This window comes from Cupriavidus sp. HMR-1 (genome assembly GCF_000319775.1).
In the GTDB taxonomy this organism is placed as follows: domain Bacteria; phylum Pseudomonadota; class Gammaproteobacteria; order Burkholderiales; family Burkholderiaceae; genus Cupriavidus; species Cupriavidus metallidurans.
The window spans coordinates 1-17401 of the sequence record NZ_ANKP01000220.1 but is presented as its reverse complement, the minus strand read 5'-3'; the positions used below and the strand labels follow the sequence as shown (position 1 = coordinate 17401).

13 protein-coding genes and 1 pseudogene are annotated in these 17401 nt (G+C 64.1%); 6 read left to right on the top strand and 8 right to left on the bottom strand.

Annotation, left to right across the window (positions count from 1 at the left end; translation table 11 throughout):
* Nucleotides 1–107 precede the first annotated feature (107 nt).
* From D769_RS20650 to D769_RS20635, 4 genes are all read left to right on the top strand, one after another.
* The gene (locus D769_RS20650; protein WP_008649089.1) at nt 108–2933 is read left to right on the top strand and encodes a molybdopterin cofactor-binding domain-containing protein; all 2826 of its coding nucleotides are present in this window, start codon (nt 108–110) and stop codon (nt 2931–2933) included.
* The gene (locus D769_RS20645; protein WP_008649088.1) at nt 2930–3484 is read left to right on the top strand and encodes a 2Fe-2S iron-sulfur cluster-binding protein; all 555 of its coding nucleotides are present in this window, start codon (nt 2930–2932) and stop codon (nt 3482–3484) included. Before D769_RS20650 ends, D769_RS20645 begins: the two co-directional genes overlap by 4 nt.
* Nucleotides 3481–4746 (top strand): cytochrome c, encoded by a 1266-nt coding sequence (locus D769_RS20640; RefSeq protein WP_008649087.1) that lies wholly within the window; start codon nt 3481–3483, stop codon nt 4744–4746. Before D769_RS20645 ends, D769_RS20640 begins: the two co-directional genes overlap by 4 nt.
* A 227-nt stretch (nt 4747–4973) precedes the next feature.
* Nucleotides 4974–5324 carry an RcnB family protein gene (locus D769_RS20635; protein WP_008649086.1) on the top strand — a complete coding sequence of 117 codons (351 nt, stop codon included), beginning with the start codon at nt 4974–4976 and terminating at the stop codon, nt 5322–5324.
* 115 nt (nt 5325–5439) lie between these two features.
* Here the strand turns inward: D769_RS20635 and D769_RS20630 are convergent, their stop codons facing one another.
* The 8 genes from D769_RS20630 to D769_RS20595 form a co-directional block, all read right to left on the bottom strand.
* On the bottom strand, nt 5440–6936 hold the full coding sequence (locus D769_RS20630) for a Fic family protein (protein WP_008649085.1): 1497 nt from the start codon (nt 6934–6936) through the stop codon (nt 5440–5442).
* A gap of 249 nt (nt 6937–7185) precedes the next feature.
* Nucleotides 7186–8079 carry a 50S ribosomal protein L3 N(5)-glutamine methyltransferase gene (prmB, locus tag D769_RS20625; protein ID WP_008649084.1) on the bottom strand — a complete coding sequence of 298 codons (894 nt, stop codon included), beginning with the start codon at nt 8077–8079 and terminating at the stop codon, nt 7186–7188.
* Nucleotides 8080–8084: 5 nt separating this feature from the next.
* Nucleotides 8085–9236 (bottom strand): succinyl-diaminopimelate desuccinylase, encoded by a 1152-nt coding sequence (gene dapE / locus D769_RS20620; protein ID WP_008649083.1) that lies wholly within the window; start codon nt 9234–9236, stop codon nt 8085–8087.
* Between the two features lie 18 nt (nt 9237–9254).
* On the bottom strand, nt 9255–9602 hold the full coding sequence (locus D769_RS20615; protein ID WP_008649082.1) for an arsenate reductase: 348 nt from the start codon (nt 9600–9602) through the stop codon (nt 9255–9257).
* Nucleotides 9603–9618: 16 nt separating this feature from the next.
* Nucleotides 9619–10005, bottom strand: a complete 387-nt coding sequence (locus tag D769_RS20610; protein WP_029308066.1) for a hypothetical protein — start codon at nt 10003–10005, stop codon at nt 9619–9621.
* Nucleotides 10006–10064: 59 nt separating this feature from the next.
* On the bottom strand, nt 10065–10889 hold the full coding sequence (gene dapD, locus D769_RS20605; RefSeq protein ID WP_008649080.1) for a 2,3,4,5-tetrahydropyridine-2,6-dicarboxylate N-succinyltransferase: 825 nt from the start codon (nt 10887–10889) through the stop codon (nt 10065–10067).
* Nucleotides 10890–10989: 100 nt separating this feature from the next.
* Nucleotides 10990–12189: a succinyldiaminopimelate transaminase gene (gene dapC, locus D769_RS20600; protein ID WP_008649079.1), complete on the bottom strand. Its 1200-nt coding sequence runs from the start codon at nt 12187–12189 to the stop codon at nt 10990–10992.
* Nucleotides 12190–12289: 100 nt separating this feature from the next.
* Nucleotides 12290–13129, bottom strand: a complete 840-nt coding sequence (locus D769_RS20595) for a hypothetical protein (protein WP_008649073.1) — start codon at nt 13127–13129, stop codon at nt 12290–12292.
* A gap of 455 nt (nt 13130–13584) precedes the next feature.
* Between D769_RS20595 and smc the strand changes: the two genes are divergently transcribed.
* Together smc and D769_RS20585 are read left to right on the top strand one after the other, a co-directional pair.
* On the top strand, nt 13585–17100 hold the full coding sequence (smc, locus tag D769_RS20590; RefSeq protein ID WP_008649071.1) for a chromosome segregation protein SMC: 3516 nt from the start codon (nt 13585–13587) through the stop codon (nt 17098–17100).
* A gap of 1 nt (nt 17101) precedes the next feature.
* Nucleotides 17102–17401: pseudogene (locus tag D769_RS20585) on the top strand (cell division protein FtsZ); the annotation flags it as partial.

The window sequence follows — 17401 nt, the reverse complement described above, 5'->3', positions numbered from 1 at the left end:
GGACGCAAGCGAGAGCGCGTCGGCATCTCCCGCGTGGTTCATGATCCGCGCCGGTCGAATGGACCGGCTGGCAGCGTTCGCCCGTCGCACTCCTCGAGAGAATCTCCATGCCCAGTTTCAATCCATCGCGCCGCACGTTCCTGAAGACGAGCGTCGTGGCCGGGGTATCGGTTTGCATCGTGCCCCTCGCGGACAAGGCGGCCCTGGCCGCGTTGTTCGAAGAGAAGCACCTGACGCCGGTGCAAACCGATCCCGCCACCGGCGCGCCACGCTTCCGTGTGGATGGCATCGCCAAGGTCAACGGCGAAAAAGTCTTCGCACGCGATATCCGCGCACGCGATATGCCACACTGGCCCGCGCAGCAATCGCATGCCTTCATCGTGCGCACGACCCGTGCGGACCGTACCTTCGACGGCATCGACCTGAGTCTGCTCGGCGATGAGCTGAAGCCCGACGTTGTGGTGACGGCCGCCGACCTGGAGCGCGACGGTGTGACGTTCCCGAAGTTCTACGGTGACGACATGCTGCTGCCGGTGGGCAAGACCCCGGCGTATCTCGGCCACGCGGTGGCCATCCTGATCTATCACGACTTCGCGCGCTTCCGCTTTGCCAAGGACAAGCTCAAGTATCGCGATGAGGTCGTGCGTTATGGCGCGCAGACTGGCGCGCTTGAGCGCGATCCCTGGGGCACGTTCCGTTTCGTGCGCGTGGGCGGCGCCACGCCGTTCGACGACGATGTGTTCTCGAGCCTGAAGTTCGCGCCGGTGTTCCCTAGCGCGATGCGCAAGCACCAGCCCGTTTGGCCGGACGGCAAGGACCACGGGCAGGTGGGCGAGCAGGGCATGGCCCATGCGAAGTCGATCCGCGACGAACTGGCAAGTCCACCGGCCAACTGGCTCGTGCTGGATCGCGAGTACAACACGCAGTCGATCGATACCGCAGCGCTCGAGGCCGATAACGCCAACTGCTGGTACGACCGCGACAACCAGACGCTGCACATGGTGGTGCCAACGCAGGCGCCGTCGGAGGTGGGCGAATCGACCGCGGAAATGCTGGCGCGCTGCAAGTCCGCGTTTCCGGTGAAGCAGGTGATCCTGCATCCGACCTACACGGTGGGCTACGGCTCGAAGGATCACTACAACTTCCCGTTCTACGGTCTGGTAACGGCGCTCTATGCCGGCAGCAAGCCCGTGCGGCTGGCCAACGACCGCTACGAGCAGTTCCAGACCGCGCTCAAGCGCCACGCGTTCAAGATGCACTACCGCATCGCGGTGGACAAGGAAACCGGACTGCTCCAGTCGTTCCAGGGCGACTTCGAGGCCAACGGTGGTGGCCGTATGAACTTCTCGCCGTCCGTGGCCATGGTCGGCGCGACGGCGGCGCAGTCGATCTATTACTTCCCGAAGAACGATCTCGCCACGGTGGCCATCGCCTCCCGTGCGATCGACGCCGGTTCCGCGCGCGGATACGGCACGCTGCAAAGCATGGCAGCGACCGAGATGATGATTGACGAGTTCGCCGAGCAGCTGAAGCTCGACCCGATCGAGTTCCGGCTGAAGAACGCGCTGCGCTCCGGCATGAAGAACACGCAGGGCGCGATTCCCGCCGGGGCTATTCGCGTGGATGAAGTGCTGGAAGCCTCGCGCAAGCATCCGCTGTGGACCAATCGCGCGAAGAAGAAGGCCGAGTACGAGGCCGCGCATCCGGGCCATCGCTATGGCGTGGGCTTTGCCTGTGTGCAGAAGGACTTCGGCACGGGCGCGGAGACATCGTTCGCGCGCGTCGAGATCGATGCCGAAGGCCGTATCGCGCTGTATCACTCAGGCGCGGAAATCGGCACCGGCATGTCGACGTCGCAGGCCTCCGCGGTGTCGCGCTGGCTGAGCCGCGCGGCCACGGACGTGCGGACGTCGATTACCGAGTGGCCGGACCTGCCCGTCATGACCAGTGGCGATCCCTACCTGATGAGCCAGGCGGATCAGGACAAGCTCTCGCAGAATCCGCGCTGGTCCCCGGGTTACGCGTCGCCATCCAGCGCGACGAACTCGGCCTACTACTTCACGCACAGCACGCGCGAAGCGGCCCGCGTGGTCTTCATGCATGGACTGTGGCCGGCGGCGATGGCGATCTGGAGCCAGGGCATCGGCGGCGGCCAGGCGGCATCGCTGGTGGTGCGTGTGGAGGATGCCCGCTGGGTCGATGGCAAACTCAGCGCCGGCGGTCTGCAGGCGCTGCCATACGAACAGCTCGTCAAGAAGGCGCACGAACTGGGGCTGGTCACCGGCGCCACGGTGCACGTGTTCAATCGCTGGCAGTGGACCGAAGCCGATTTCGTCGTCAACGGCCAGGCCGTGCGGATTCCGGTGGATGGTTTGTCGGTACGCATGGGTGCGGGCGAAGCCAACGCCAAGCGCACGACCAATGGCTATGACGTGCTCGATCGACGCAAGGTCTATATCGCGCCGGTCCAGCGCAACAATGCGTCCGTGACGTACTACAGCGCGGTTGGCACGCTGGTCGAGCTGTCGGTGCACGAGGCCAGCGGCAAGGTCAGCCTGCTGACGCACCATTCGATCATGGAGTGCGGCTCGCAACTGTCGCCCGAATTGGTGTCGGGTCAGTTGCAGGGCGGCATCGCGATGGGCATCGGCCACGCGCTGCACGAGTTCCTGCCGCTCTACGAGGATGGCCCCGGCAACGGCACGTGGAATTTCAACCGCTATCACCTGCCGCGTGCCAGCGATGTGGCCGTATGGACGCAGACCGGAACCGTGCTGCCGCCCATTTCCGACACCGACCCGCCCAAGGGTATTGCCGAGGTGGTGATGATTCCGGTGGTGGGTGCCATCGTCAACGGTATCGCCCACGCCATTGGGCACCGCTTCACCGATTTGCCGGTCACGGCCGAAAAGATTCAGGAGGTACTGGCATGATCGCCACGCAAGCATTGTCCATGAACATCAACGGCAAGGACGTCGGCCCGCTCGAGGTGCCGGTCGGCCTGATGATGATCGATTTCCTGCACGAGTACGTGAACCTGACCGGCTCGCGGCTGGGGTGCGGACAAGGCGTCTGCCACGCCTGCGTGGCGATTCTCGACCACCCGGACGGCACGAGCGAAACCATTCGCACCTGCATCACGGGCGCGCATTTCTTCCAGGGCAAGCGCGTCCGCACCGTGGAAGGCCATGGCAAGCGCAATGACAAGGGCGAAGTTGTCGAGATGACGCCAGTGCAGCAGGCTTTCCTCAAGCACTTCAGCTTCCAGTGCGGCTACTGCACGCCCGGGTTCGTCAATGGCGCGACCGTGCTGGTGGAGAAACTCAAGCGTGAGCCGGTAGCGGCGGACAAGGTCGAGCAGACCATCATGTCGTCCATGGACGAGCACATCTGCCGCTGCACGGGCTATGTGCGGTACTACGAGGCCATCAAGGACGTGGTCACCAGCACGCCGGGGCTGGTGAAGGGGAAGGGCGCGCAATGACGACAATCCGATGGATTTCCGCGCTGGCCGCAGGCACGGCGCTACTGCTTGCCGGATGCGGGTCGGGCAGTTCCGATGTGCCGCAGGCTGCCGACCTGGCGCCGGCCACGAAGCTGACCCCGGCCCAGCAGATCGAGCGTGGCCGCTACCTCGTGCGCGCGGCCGATTGCGCGGCCTGCCACACCGCGCCGAACGGGGCGCCATTCGCGGGCGGCGTGGAACTGGCTTCGCCGTTCGGCAAGTTCTACGGCACCAATATCACGCCGGACAAGGACCATGGCATCGGCAAATGGAGCGCCGACGATTTCTACAAGGCGCTTCATGATGGCGTGGCGCCCGACAAGCATCTGTATCCGGCGATGCCGTACACCTCGTACCGGGGTCTGTCGCGTACCGATACCGATGCGATGTACGCCTACCTGATGCAGCTCAAGCCGATAGCGGTGCAGAATCGCGAGCCAGAACTGGGCTTCCCGTACAACCAGCGTTTCGCCATGGCAGGCTGGAACCTGCTGTTCCGCAAGGATGCGTTGCCCGATGCATCGAAGGGCGAGTCGCCGGCGTGGATACGCGGCCGCTACCTGACCAACGCGCTCGGTCACTGCGCAGAGTGCCACACGCCACGCGGCAAGTTCGGACAGATGGATGGTGGTCGTCCGCTGACGGGTTCGGCGTTGGCGCGGGTGGGGGCTCCCGATATCTCGCCGGCCGGGCTGGCGGCGCGCGGATGGACTGCGGCGGACCTGCAGACGTTCTTCTCCACCGGCATCGCGCCCCAAGGTTCAGCCTACGGCGAGATGTTCCCCGTGGTGCATCTGAGCAGCCGTTACCTGAATGCCGCTGATGTCGGCGCGATGGCCACGTACCTGCTCGGCGACAAGCCGCCGGCACCGCAAGCGCTGAAGCCGGCCAATGCCGACGCGGGTGCCATGGCCACGGGCCGCCAGCACTATCTGGCGGTCTGCGCGGGGTGCCACGGACGCGAAGGCGAAGGCAAGCCTCACGTCGCGGTGGCGATGCTTGGCAATTCGACGGTGCGTAATGCGGACCCGCGCAACCTGATCGTGTCGATGCTCGACGGCATCGAGCGGCAGGACTTCCCGGGGCTGGAGAGCATGCAGGATATGCCGGGATTCGCCACGCGCATGAACGATGCCGAGCTGGCGGCGCTCGCCAACTACCTGCGGGCCAGCTACGGCGGCCAGCCGGCCGATGTGACGGCTGACTCGGTCAAGGCGCTGCGCGAGACGCCGAGTCACTGATGTCGCACGGCATCTGAACTGTCGCCGCGCATCATCGAGGTTGGCGGATCGCCCGCTCTTTCACCATGTGGGAGAGCGGGGAGAATTCGCGTATTTCATGACCGTAAAGTGGTATTTGCGGCACCTAAAGTACGGCAGAACTACCGTTTTCCCCACAGTTGTTACTAAGCTTCAAGAGGATTGCCCGACTCTGGAGCAGTTCTTGTGTTCCATCTGTGGAGATCACGATGAAAACGAGGATGTTAATACCCATCGCCGTGGCAGCCGCCGGTATGCTGGCGGCGCCTTTTGCTCTTGCTCAGCACTCTGGTTCCATGAAGTCTTCTGGCTCGATGTCGTCATCGCCATCGTCATCGGGCACGATGCCGATGGGTGCGGCATCGCCGTATACGCCTCAGAAGTGGAGCAAGGGTGACAAGTTGCCAGCCGAGTTCCGTGACCGGCAGTACGTCATCGACAAGTACAAGGAATACAACCTCCCAGCGCCGAAGAAGGGCTACCACTGGGTGGGTATCGGTGCTGACTATTACCAGGTGTCGTCCAATGGGACGGTGTACTCGGTTGGGCCCGGAGGCTGATTGGCCGTTGCGGCCGCTGCTTATCCGAGCTTGAGATGTGAAACGCGCCGTGAGTGATCACGGCGCTTTTTTTCGCCTGGAATCTTGCGTTTGGGGATGACTGCCGGGGATGGGCTCAAGCCTCGGACGCCGTGCCTGGGAAGAACACGTCCTGCACCGCTGCCTCGATCGCGTCGAAGGCTTCGGGTTGCACGCGGATGCCGAGCTGTTTTTTCCAGCGATTGGACACGCGCCCCTTCTCCCGGAAGCAACTCGATATGAGTGTGGCGAGGTCGTGGTTGCGAATGTCGAACTCTGCCTCGACGCGCCTGACCACTTCGTCGTAGCCTTGCAGGAATTGTGTTTCGGCCTGGAGATCGTGTTCGAGGGCTTCCTTGACCATGCGCGCGCCGAATTCCACGCAGGGCGTGGCATCCCAATATCGATAGGGCATCGAGCCGGCATCGGTCTGGCAATCGAATTCATGCTCCCCCAGCGCCCATACGCGCCAAAGCGCGCGAACCGGCTTCGAGAAGCTCTCCAGCGCCGCCAGGTAGTCCGATTCGTGACGCTTGATGGCCACCGAGACTGGCAGCAGGAAACCATGCGCCATTTTGCCGGACCGGCACAGCGCGTGGTGGATCAGGAAACGGGACAAGCGGCCGTTGCCATCCATGAACGGATGGATGAAGACGAACCAGAACGAGACGATGCTCGCCACAATCAGCGGATCGAGATTGCGGGGAGGATTGTTGGCGAAGGTTTCCAGTCCCTGCATCAGCGCTGGTACGTCGTCGGGGTTGGGCGGAACGTAGGTGACCGAAGCCGCGCCGTGGCCGCCCCGGCGCAGCCAGTTCTGCTCGGTCCGGTATTGCATGGCCTGATCGAACGGGTTGGTAATGATGTCGTTCTGCAGCTCCACCAGGTAGCGTTCATCCAGCGGCCGGCGTTCGTGCGCGTGACGCAGCAACTGGACAAATCGCTCGGTTTTGTCCTGAGTGGGGTGTTCGCGCTCGATCTCGAATGAGCTTTCCGTTTCGCTGAGATACGCCCAGTTGAGCGCTCGGTCCAGGATGTCTTTGCCGACGTTGGCAATAAAGGCGTCCATTCGCGCGAACACGTCCATGTCCAGAATCGACTGGATCGATTCGGTACGGCGCACGGCCACGCACTGATCAAGTGAACCCAGCCCGTTGAAGCGCACGCGCCAGCGTGGATATAGTTGGCCAGGCTCCGCCGTGTAATACCGTTCGGGGTCGAACACGCTGACGTACGGCACTTTGTCCGAGTGCCGTGGTGCCAATGTGGCGCCCGTGAAATGCTCCCAGAGAAGCGCAGCCACACGGATGTATCGGCTGGTGGGGTGGCGGTCGAGTTCGAGCTGGAGTTCGGCTGCGCCGATCGGAGGGAGCGCCCCGGCCAGGATGGCCAGGTTGATGCCTTCGTGCTTGAGCGCGAACAGCAGATGGGTCAGATCAGAGGCGCCCTCTGCCGGTGCGACTTTGCGTGGAAACAGCACGGCATCGGCAGTCTCAAGAATGCGCGTCGTTGCCCCCGCACGTGCTTCACGAGTGACAGGGACGACGGGAAGATCCAGCCGTTCGCGCAACCAGGCATATCCAACCAGACGCATGTTCTGCACCGTCGATCCATCAAAGTGATGTTAGGGGCGCAACCTTTTTTTAGGTGAGCGATGAATTTTTATATTTCTCGCTACTTTCGTCTACTTTTTATTAGGAAGTGCGCAAAATGGGGGCGAGACCAGACCCCGGCCTAGCTGCCACCTTGCACACCAAATTCGCGCAATACGAACCTTTTTTATATTTCGCCTTGAAGCACCACACCAAATTTTAGGCGTGTGTGACGAAATCCCCCTTTCTACTTAACCCGGCAGTGCCTCATAAGTGACAAGGAACACCTGGTCGTCGCCGGCGCTGACCGAAAGCCAGACGATGTCGAGATCGGGGAAGGCCGCTTCGACGTTCTCGCGCTCGTTGCCGATTTCCACCACCAGCGCACCGCCCGGATTCAGGCGTTTCTTCGCGCCGGCGATGATCCGGCGCACAACGTCCATGCCGTCGTCGCCGCCGGCCAGCGCAATGCGCGGCTCCGCCATGTATTCGGGCGGCAGGTCGCGCATCGACTGCTCGTTGACGTACGGCGGGTTGGTCAGGATCACGTCGTACGTTGCGGTCGACGGCAACGGCGCGTAGAGGTCGCCTTCGTAGAGCGTGATGCGGTCTTCCATCTTGTAGTCCGCCACATTGCGGCGGGCCACGGCCAGGGCGTCGGACGAAATGTCCACCGCGTCGATTCGCGCGTGCGGCCAGACGTGCGCGGCGATGATCGGCAGGCAGCCGGAACCGGTGCACAGTTCCAGTACCGGGCCAATCTGCCCGGTATCACCGACCCACGGTTCCAGCCCATCCTGCAGCAGCTCGCCGATGAAGCTGCGCGGCACGATCACGCGGGAATCCACGTAGAAACGCAGCCCGTGCATGAACGCTTCGTGCGTGATGTAGGCGGCCGGAACACGTTCGTTTACGCGGCGATCGATCACCTTGTGCACGGCGTCGATCTCCTCTGGCAGCAGCCGGGCGTCGAGGAACGGGTCGAGGGTGTCCAGCGGCAGGTTCAGCGTATGCAGCACCAGGTAGGCGGCTTCGTCATAGGCGTTGGCGCTGCCATGGCCGAACGAGAGCTTCGCGGCGGTAAAGCGCGAAACCGCCAGGCGCAGCATGTCGCGGACGGTTTTCAGGGAAGAGGTGGTGGCCATGGGGATCAGGCAATCAGGCGTTCCAGCACGCCACGGTAAACGTTCTTGAGCGGTTCGACGAAGCGGACTTCCACGTGTTCGTCGATCTTGTGGATGCTGGCGTTCGGCGGGCCGAATTCGATGACCTGCGGGCAGATTTTCGCGATGAAACGGCCGTCGGAGGTGCCGCCGGTGGTCGAGAGTTCCGTCTTCACGCCGGTCTCGGCCGCGATGGCCGCGCCCAGTGCTTCGGACAGGTCGCCGCGCGGCGTCAGGAACGGCTCGCCGCCCAGCGTCCAGTCGAGCGTGTAGTCGAGCCCGTGCTGGTCGAGGATCACGTGCACGCGCGACTTCAGGCCCTCGGGCGTGCTGGCCGTCGAGAAGCGGAAGTTGAAATCGATCGTCACGTGGCCCGGGATCACGTTGGTCGCGCCGGTGCCACCGTGGATATTCGACATCTGCCACGTGGTGGGCGGGAAATACTCGTTGCCCGCGTCCCATACCTCGTTCACCAGCGCGGTCATTGCCGGCGCCGCAAGGTGGATCGGGTTGCGCGCCAGGTGCGGGTAGGCGATGTGGCCCTGCACACCCTTGACCGTGAGCTTGCCGGACAGCGAGCCACGACGGCCGTTCTTGACCATGTCGCCGAGCGTGTCGACCGAGGTCGGTTCGCCTACCACGCAATAGTCGAGACGTTCGCCGCGCGCCTTCAGCGCTTCCACCACCTTCACGGTGCCGTCATGCGCCGGGCCTTCCTCGTCGCTTGTGATCAGGAAGGCGATCGATCCCTTGTGCTCGGGGTGTTTCGCCACGAATTCTTCTACTGCCACCACGAAGCCGGCAATCGACGTCTTCATGTCGGCCGCGCCCCGGCCGTAGAGCTTGCCATCGCGATGGGAGGGCTCGAACGGGTCCGAAGACCATTGGTCGAGCGGGCCGGTCGGCACTACGTCGGTATGGCCGGCAAAGGCCAGCAGCTTGCCTGCGGTGCCCTGGGTGCCGCGCTTGACCGCCCACAGGTTGGTGACGCGGAAATCGTCAGGGCCGCTGACGATGTTCTCGCAGGTAAAGCCAAGGGCCTTGAGTCGGGTCTCGAGCACGGCCTGGCAACCTTCGTCGGCGGGGGTGACCGAGCGGCGGCGGATCAGGTCTTCGGTCAGGGCAAGGGTCGGGTTCATGGGGCGGGGGATGAATCGTTAAAACAGGGCGGCGTAGCCGTCAGCGGAAAAACCGACGCTGACCTTGCCGTCGCGGTCCAGCACGGGACGCTTGATCAGCGACGGGCTGGTCTGCATCAGTGCGATGGCGCCGGCTTCGGACTCGGCGCGCGTCTTGTCCGCATCGGACAGCGCGCGGTACGTGGTGCCCTTCTTGTTCAGCAACGTGGTCAGGGGCACGTGCTTGAGCCAGGCGCGCAACATCTTCTCGTCGACGCCTTGCTTCTTGAAATCGTGGAACGTGTAGTCGACGCCGTTCGACTCCAGCCAGGTACGGGCACGCTTGACGGTGTCGCAGTTGGGAATGCCGTAGAGCAGGGTAGTCATGGTGTCAGGTTCGGGTTCAGCGGAACAGCAGGTTGAGCGCGATGACCAGTCCACCCAGGCCAAGTGCCACGCCGGCCATGGCCACGGCGGTCATCAGGCGCAGGCGCCGGTCAAGGCGCGCGGCTTCGCGGCGCAATGCCTCGATCGTGATGGCGTGCTGCTCGGCCAGCAGCTTGACGGCCTCGGCCTGCTGCATGGCGGTGGTTTCCAGCTCCGCGATGCGAGCGGCCGGGTCGCGTGTGTCGGCCGCGCCGGGTTGCGCGCCTTCCTCGTCCTTCTTCTTGCCTTTCTTGAGCTTCTCGATGGTCTTGTTGGCCTGTTCGAGGATGGTCGGCAGGAGAGATAGGACGGTACTGACGGTGGCGGGGTCGAGGGCCATGAGTCGCTTGCGGAGGGATGGCATCGGCTGGGCTTCGCGCCGCCGGGGCGTGCCCGGCGGCGGCATTGCTGTCAAGGCGCGATTCAGTCGCGCAGCAGGTCGTTCAGGCTGGTCTTGGCGCGGGTTTGCGCGTCCACCTTCTTGACGATCACGGCGCAGTACAGGCTGTACTTGCCATCCTTCGACGGCAGGTTGCCGGCCACGACGACCGAACCGGCAGGCACGCGACCGTAGTGGATTTCGCCCGTTTCACGGTCGTAGATCTTGGTCGACTGGCCCAGGTACACGCCCATCGAGATCACCGAGTTTTCCTCGATGATCACGCCTTCCACGACTTCCGAACGGGCGCCGATGAAGCAGTTGTCCTCGATGATGACCGGGTTGGCCTGCAGCGGCTCGAGCACGCCGCCGATGCCGACGCCGCCCGACAGGTGCACGTTCTTGCCGATCTGCGCGCACGAGCCGACGGTGGCCCACGTGTCGACCATGGTGCCTTCATCCACGTAGGCGCCAATGTTGACGTACGACGGCATCAGCACGGCGTTCCTGGCGATGTACGAACCGCGGCGGGCCACGGCGGGCGGCACCACGCGGAAGCCGGCCTTCGCGAAGTCGTCGCCAGTCCAGTTGGCGAACTTGGTCGGCACCTTGTCGTAGAACTGGGCAAAGCCGCCAGCGCTCATCGGCGCGTTGTCTTCCAGACGGAACGACAGCAGCACAGCCTTCTTGATCCACTGGTTGACGACCCAGTCCTTGCCTTGCTTCTCGGCCACGCGCAGTGCGCCCGAATCGAGTTGCGAGATCACGTTGGCCACCGCTTCGCGGATGTCGTTCGGCGCGGACTTCGGCGACAGGCTGGTGCGGTCTTCCCAGGCCTGGTCGATCAGGGCTTGCAGTGCTTGCGTCATGGTTGTGTTCTCAGTGGTGAATATGTATCGGGAGTGATGCCGGAAATCCTCGTTCCGGCTTCAGGACATTCGGTGATTCAGGGTGAAGCGTTCGCGCCGGTCAGCCCAGCGACTTGCAGAATTCGACAATCCGGCGCGCGCCTTCGAGGCATTCGTCCGGGGTGGCCACCAGCGCCATGCGGACCCGGTTCGCGCCGGGATTCATGCCGTGGGCGTCGCGAGCCAGATAGCTGCCGGGCAGTACCGTCAGGTTCTGTTCGGCCAGCAGCCGCACGGCGAACTCGGTGTCCGACAGGCCAGTGCGCGAGACATCGGCCCACAGGTAGAACGCCGCATCGGGCAGCGCCACGTCGAGCACCCCTGCCAGCATCGGCGTGACCTCGGCGAACTTGCGCACATAGGCCGCGCGGTTCTCGCGCACGTGCGCCTCGTCGCCCCACGCCGCGGCGCTGGCGGCCTGCACGGCCGGGTTCATCGCGGCGCCGTGGTAGGTGCGATAGAGCAGGAATTTCTTCAGGATCTCAGGATCGCCGGCGACGAAGCCCGAGCGCAGGCCCGGCACGTTCGAACGCTTCGATAGGCTTGAGAACATCACCAGCCGTTCCAGGCCACGGCCAAGCTTGTGGGCCGCTTCGAGCGCGCCAAGCGGCGGCTTTGCTTCGTCGAAGTAGATCTCCGAGTAGCACTCGTCGGAGGCAATCACGAAGCCATAGCGGTCGGACAAGTCGAAAAGCTGCTTCCAGTCTTCGAGCGACAGCACGGCGCCGGTCGGGTTGCCCGGCGAGCAGACGTACAGCAGTTGCACGTGCGGCCAGACATCGGCGCCGATCTGGTCGAACGCCGGCGCGAAGTTGCGCGCCGGATCGCTGTTGGCGAACACCGGACGGGCGCCGGCCAGCAGGGCCGCGCCTTCATAGATCTGGTAGAACGGGTTCGGGCACAGCACCAGCGGGTTGGGCTTGCTGCTGTCGATCACGGTCTGGGCGAACGCGAACAGTGCCTCGCGCGAACCGGTGACGGGCAATACCTCGGTGGCGGCATCGACCTTCGGCAGGTTGTAGCGGCGTTCGAGCCAGCCCGCGATGCACGCGCGCAGCGCGTCGCTGCCGGCGGTGCTCGGGTAGTTGGCCAGGCCGCCGAGCGACGCGGTCATCGCTTCCTTGATGAAGGCCGGGGTGGGGTGCTTGGGTTCGCCGATGCCGAAACTGATTGCCGGGACGGCGGCCGGTTTCACATCGGCCACCAGCGCGCGCAGTTTCTCGAAAGGATAGGTTTGGAGCAGGTCGAGGCGCGGATTCACGGTGGCAGCGGCGGGGCGGTTGAAACGCAGCATTATAAAGGAATGCCGCCCATCGCCGCGCGCGTGAATCCGGCAAATCCGCCCCGGCTGGCGCCGGAGATCAGTACAGCATCACCCGCGACACCACAGCCACGATCGGCCGGCGCAGAAACCGCTCCACCCGGGCGTTGAGGTGCAGTGGGCGCAACAGCATCCTGACCGTCATTTCCAGCGGCAGATGACGCCGGATAACGGCGCTGCAGCGGGAATTCAGCGCCCTGACATCGCCCTCGGGCACGTCTTCGCGTTCATGTTCGATCCGCAGGACGTTGCGCAGCGCGATCTCGGCGTCCTCGTTCTTGATTTCCAGCAGCCGCCGGGCCAGCGCGCCAAGTACCTTGGTGCGGCCGAGCCGCTCGTGCTCGTGCAGCGCGTTGAAGTAGCGATAGAAGTGCTTGTAGTGGCGCACTTCGTCATTGGCGATGCGGCGGGTCAGATCGCGCAGCACCGGTTCGTCGCTGGCCTGTTCCAGTGCGCGGTAGTAGGTGGCGGTGCCGGTTTCCACCACGCAGCGGGCGGCCATTTCCAGGGTCAGCGAAGGCTCGAAATTGTCGATCGAGCAGGTCACGCTGTATTCATCGAAAAAGCGCCGGTATCCGCGTTCCCAGTCGAATTCGGGCCAGACATGCTCCACGTAGCGGCGCAGCGCCTGCCCATGCTGGAGTTCCTCGCACTCCCAGTGTTCGGCGAGCCACCGGGCGGCTTCGGGTACGTCGGCGTAGTACTTGACGAGGTTGCCCGCGTAGGTGTCGGATCCGCTTTCGATGAACGAGGCGGCGGCGAGCAGATAGAACAGCGTGCGGTTGTTGCGTACCTTGGCGACATCGATCGACGAATAGTCGATCTCCGATATGGACCAGGGCAGGTCCCCCGGCGCCGTGGCCGGGTGCGTTGCGGTCATGCTCAATCCTCCATCCAGACTGCTGCTTGGCGCTTCAGGCTGGCCGCGGTCGCACCGAGTGCGGAGAGCGGCCCGGAGGGCGATGAGGCCGGAGGGGACTCCGGGATCACGCCGGCATAGTGAGAGACTAGCACTAACCCTAAGAAGTTTCCTGGCGGAGCGGCCAGACTTTGACTGCGGCGCGTATTTGCCAAACAACGGCGTGTGCCTAGAAAATCCTTGCAGCAACGCCGGCAACTGACGGATATCTATAGGTTTTCGGCGCCGGGCGATAGTGGTGTTACGACCCGCGCAACGGTAGATAAAGCGGCCGGCCGAGAGAATGGCGATGGTATGATTAGCGCCAATCTATCGGGCACCGGGGGCAGGATGCGGCGCAGGCGTCACGTCTGGGCGGCGGGCTCCGGTATGGCCCGGCTTATCCAATTGCGTATCGCCCAAACCACACGACAACCGTGCGACTGTCCTCGATCAAGCTGGCGGGCTTCAAGTCCTTCGTCGATCCCACCAATTTTCAAGTGCCCGGCCAGCTGGTCGGCATCGTAGGTCCCAACGGCTGCGGCAAATCCAACATCATCGACGCGGTACGCTGGGTGCTCGGCGAATCACGCGCCTCGGAGCTGCGTGGCGAGTCGATGCAGGACGTGATTTTCAACGGTTCCACGGCGCGCAAGCCGGCCGGTCGAGCCAGTGTCGAGCTGGTGTTCGACAACGCCGAAGGCCGCGCGGCCGGACAGTGGAGCCAGTACGCCGAAGTCGCGGTCAAGCGCGTGCTGACGCGTGACGGCACGTCCTCCTATTACATCAACAACCAGCCGGTGCGCCGCAAGGACATTCAGGACATCTTCCTGGGTACCGGCCTGGGTCCGCGCGCCTACGCCATCATCGGGCAGGGCATGATCTCGCGGATCATCGAGGCCAAGCCCGATGACATGCGGATCTTCCTCGAAGAAGCCGCCGGTGTTTCCAAGTACAAGGAGCGCCGCCGCGAGACCGAGAACCGGCTGGGCGACACGCGCGAAAACCTGACCCGCGTGGAAGACATCCTGCGCGAACTCGGCAATAACCTCGATAAGCTCGAGGGCCAGGCCGAAGTGGCGCAGCGTTTCCGCCAACTGCAGGCGGAAGGCGAAGAGAAGCAGCATCTGTTGTGGCTCTTGCGCAAGCGCGAGGCCCAGGCAGAACAGGAGCGCCACGCACGCGCGATCGACCAGGCACAGATCGACCTGGAAGCCCAGACCGCGCAATTGCGCCATGTCGAGGCCGAACTGGAAACGATGCGCGCGGCGCACTATGCGGCCTCGGACGGCATGCACGCGGCCCAGGGCTCGCTGTATGAAGCCAACACCGAGGTCAGCAAGCTCGAGGCCGAGATCCGCTACGTCGTTGAATCGCGCAACCGTTTGCAGGCTCAGATCGCCGCGCTGACCACTCAACGCGAGCAATGGCAGGGCAAGTCCGATCAGGCGAATGACGAACTGGCGCAGGCCGAGGAAAACCTGGCGCTGGCCGAGGCACGCACGATCGAGTCGCAGGAAACCGTCGCGCAGAAGAGCGACGAACTGCCGACGCTGGAAGGCCAATGGCGCGATGCCCAGCAGATGCTCAACGAGCAGCGCGCCGGCATCATGCAGGCCGAGCAGGCACTGAAGCTCGAAGCCGCGCATCAGCGCAACGCCAACCAGATGCTCCAGCAACTCGAGCAGCGCAAGGAGCGACTGCAGGGCGAGGAAAAGGGCCTGGATCGTCCGGACGAAGTCCGTCTGGAAGAACTGCGCATGGATCTGACCGAGCAGGAAGCGCTGCTCGAGGAAGCGCAGGCCGTGCTGATGGACAGCGAGGAGGCGGTTCCCCGCCTGGACGGCGAACGCCGTGCGGCGCAGGAGCGCGTGCAGAGCGAGGCTGCGGCGATCGCTTCGCTGGAAGCCCGTCTGTCCGCGCTGCGACAGTTGCAGGAGAACGTGCAGACCGACGGCAAGGTTCAGCCGTGGCTGGAGCGTCATGGGCTAGCCGAGCTTCCGCGTCTCTGGAAGAAGGTGCATATCGAGCCGGGCTGGGAAAACGCGCTCGAATCGGTGTTGCGCGAGAAGCTGGCCGCGCTGGAAGTGTCGAACCTCGACTGGGTCAAGGCATTCCTCTCGGACGCGCCGCCCGCCAAGCTGGCGTTCTACTCGCCGCCGCCTGCCGCGCGTCCCGTAGAGGCCCCGGCCGGGCTGCGTCCGCTGATGTCGCTGCTGCAGATCACCGAGCCCGGCATTCGTGCCGTGATGCAGGACTGGCTGGCCGATATCTATACCGCGACCGACATGACGCAGGCGCTGGCCGCGCGCGGGACGCTGCCCGAGGGCGCGCAGTTCGTGGTGGCCGAAGGCCATCTGGTCGGCCGCAATGCGATTCAGATCTATGCTGCCGACTCGGAACAGGCCGGGATGCTGGCTCGCGAGCAGGAGATCGAGAATCTGCAGAAGCAGGCCCGTGCCCAGATGCTGTTGTCGGACGAAGCCAGGACGCAGTCGGTGCGTGCCGAGTCGGCGTATACGCACGCCAGCGCGGTGCTGATCGACACGCGGTCTCGTGCCGAGCAGGCCACGCGCCGGGTGCACACGCTGCAGATGGACGTGCTCAAGCTCTCGCAGGCGATGGAGCGGTTCTCGGCGCGTAGCAATCAGATTCGCGAGGAACTGGCCGAGATCGACGCGCAGATCGACGAGCAACGCGCGATTCGCGCCGAATCGGAAGCCAGCTTCGAGCAGCACGACGCTCAACTGGCTGATATGCAGGCCTCGCACGAAGACCAGCAGATGGCCTTCGAGAGCATGGACGCGAAGCTGAGCGGGGCACGCCAGCAGTTGCGCGATCTCGAACGCGCCGCGCAGGAAGCGCTGTTCGCCGAGCGCAATCTCGCCGGCCGCATCGACGAACTGCGCCGCAATATCCAGATGGCAGGCGATCAGAGCGAGCGCATCGCCGAGTCGCTTGAAAATGCGCGCGCCGAACTCGAAACGATCAACGAGCAGACCGCCAACACCGGCCTGCAGGAAGCGCTGGAAGTGCGCGCCGAGAAGGAGCAGAAGCTGTCCGCCGCGCGTATTGAACTCGACGCGCTCTCGGCCCAGCTTCGCCAGTTCGATGAACAGCGCCTGGCCGCCGAACGCAGCCTGCAGCCGCTGCGCGACCGCATCACCGAATGCCAGCTCAAGGAGCAGGCCGCGCGCCTGAACCAGGATCAGTTCACGGAGCAACTGGCCACGGCGGAAGTCGATGAAGCCGCGCTGGCCGAGAAGCTGACTGGCGACCTGAAGCCGTCCTACCTGCAGGGCGAGGTCACGCGCCTGAACAACGCCATCAACGCGCTGGGCCCGGTCAACATGGCCGCGCTTGATGAACTGACCGCGGCACGCGAGCGAAAGACCTTCCTCGATGCGCAGACCGCCGACCTGACCGACGCTATCAACACCCTGGAGGACGCGATCGCCAAGATCGACCAGGAAACGCGGGCACTGCTGCAAGGCACTTTCGACCAGGTCAATCACCACTTCGGCGAACTGTTCCCCTCGCTGTTCGGTGGCGGCCAGGCACGTCTGATCATGACCGGAGAGGAGATCCTCGACGCCGGCGTGCAGGTGATGGCCCAACCGCCGGGCAAGAAGAACTCGACGATTCACCTGCTGTCCGGCGGCGAGAAGGCGCTGACCGCGATTGCGCTGGTGTTCGCAATGTTCCAGCTCAACCCCGCTCCGTTCTGCTTGCTCGATGAGGTGGATGCGCCGTTGGACGATGCCAACACCGAGCGCTATGCCAACATGGTTGCGCGGATGTCCGACAAGACCCAGTTCGTATTTATTTCCCACAACAAGATTGCGATGGAGATGGCCCACCAGTTGATCGGCGTGACAATGCAGGAGCAGGGTGTATCGCGGATCGTGGCGGTGGACATGGATGCAGCCGTATCGATGGCGGAGGTCGCTTAAGATGGAACTGCAGAACGCATTGATCATCGCTGGTGTCGTATTGCTCCTGCTGCTGGTGGCCTATAACCGCTGGCAGATCTACAAGGCGCGCCGCGTGCGGCCGCTGATGCCCGAGGACGACGTTCAGCCGATGCGGGAGCCGGTGGTGGGCAAGACCACCCATCCCGAGACGGCGGCCAAGCTCAAGGAGGCCACGCCGCCGGAGCAAGTCTCGCGCCGTGAGCCGACGCTTGGTGGGGGCGGGCAGCGTCCCGCCGAACACGACGAGGACGAGGACGTGGCGACGGTGGCGGCGGCAGCC

What these genes read in the sequence shown, in the direction of transcription:
- D769_RS20650 (WP_008649089.1), top strand. Translation starts at nt 108, where the DNA reads ATGCCCAGTTTCAATCCATCGCGCCGCACGTTCCTGAAGACGAGCGTC.
- prmB (WP_008649084.1), bottom strand. Translation starts at nt 8,079, where the DNA reads ATGGCCACCACCTCTTCCCTGAAAACCGTCCGCGACATGCTGCGCCTG.
- D769_RS20610 (WP_029308066.1), bottom strand. Translation starts at nt 10,005, where the DNA reads ATGCCATCCCTCCGCAAGCGACTCATGGCCCTCGACCCCGCCACCGTC.
- D769_RS20595 (WP_008649073.1), bottom strand. Translation starts at nt 13,129, where the DNA reads ATGACCGCAACGCACCCGGCCACGGCGCCGGGGGACCTGCCCTGGTCC.
- D769_RS20635 (WP_008649086.1), top strand. Translation starts at nt 4,974, where the DNA reads ATGAAAACGAGGATGTTAATACCCATCGCCGTGGCAGCCGCCGGTATG.
- D769_RS20640 (WP_008649087.1), top strand. Translation starts at nt 3,481, where the DNA reads ATGACGACAATCCGATGGATTTCCGCGCTGGCCGCAGGCACGGCGCTA.
- D769_RS20615 (WP_008649082.1), bottom strand. Translation starts at nt 9,602, where the DNA reads ATGACTACCCTGCTCTACGGCATTCCCAACTGCGACACCGTCAAGCGT.
- D769_RS20645 (WP_008649088.1), top strand. Translation starts at nt 2,930, where the DNA reads ATGATCGCCACGCAAGCATTGTCCATGAACATCAACGGCAAGGACGTC.
- dapE (WP_008649083.1), bottom strand. Translation starts at nt 9,236, where the DNA reads ATGAACCCGACCCTTGCCCTGACCGAAGACCTGATCCGCCGCCGCTCG.
- D769_RS20630 (WP_008649085.1), bottom strand. Translation starts at nt 6,936, where the DNA reads ATGCGTCTGGTTGGATATGCCTGGTTGCGCGAACGGCTGGATCTTCCC.
- dapD (WP_008649080.1), bottom strand. Translation starts at nt 10,889, where the DNA reads ATGACGCAAGCACTGCAAGCCCTGATCGACCAGGCCTGGGAAGACCGC.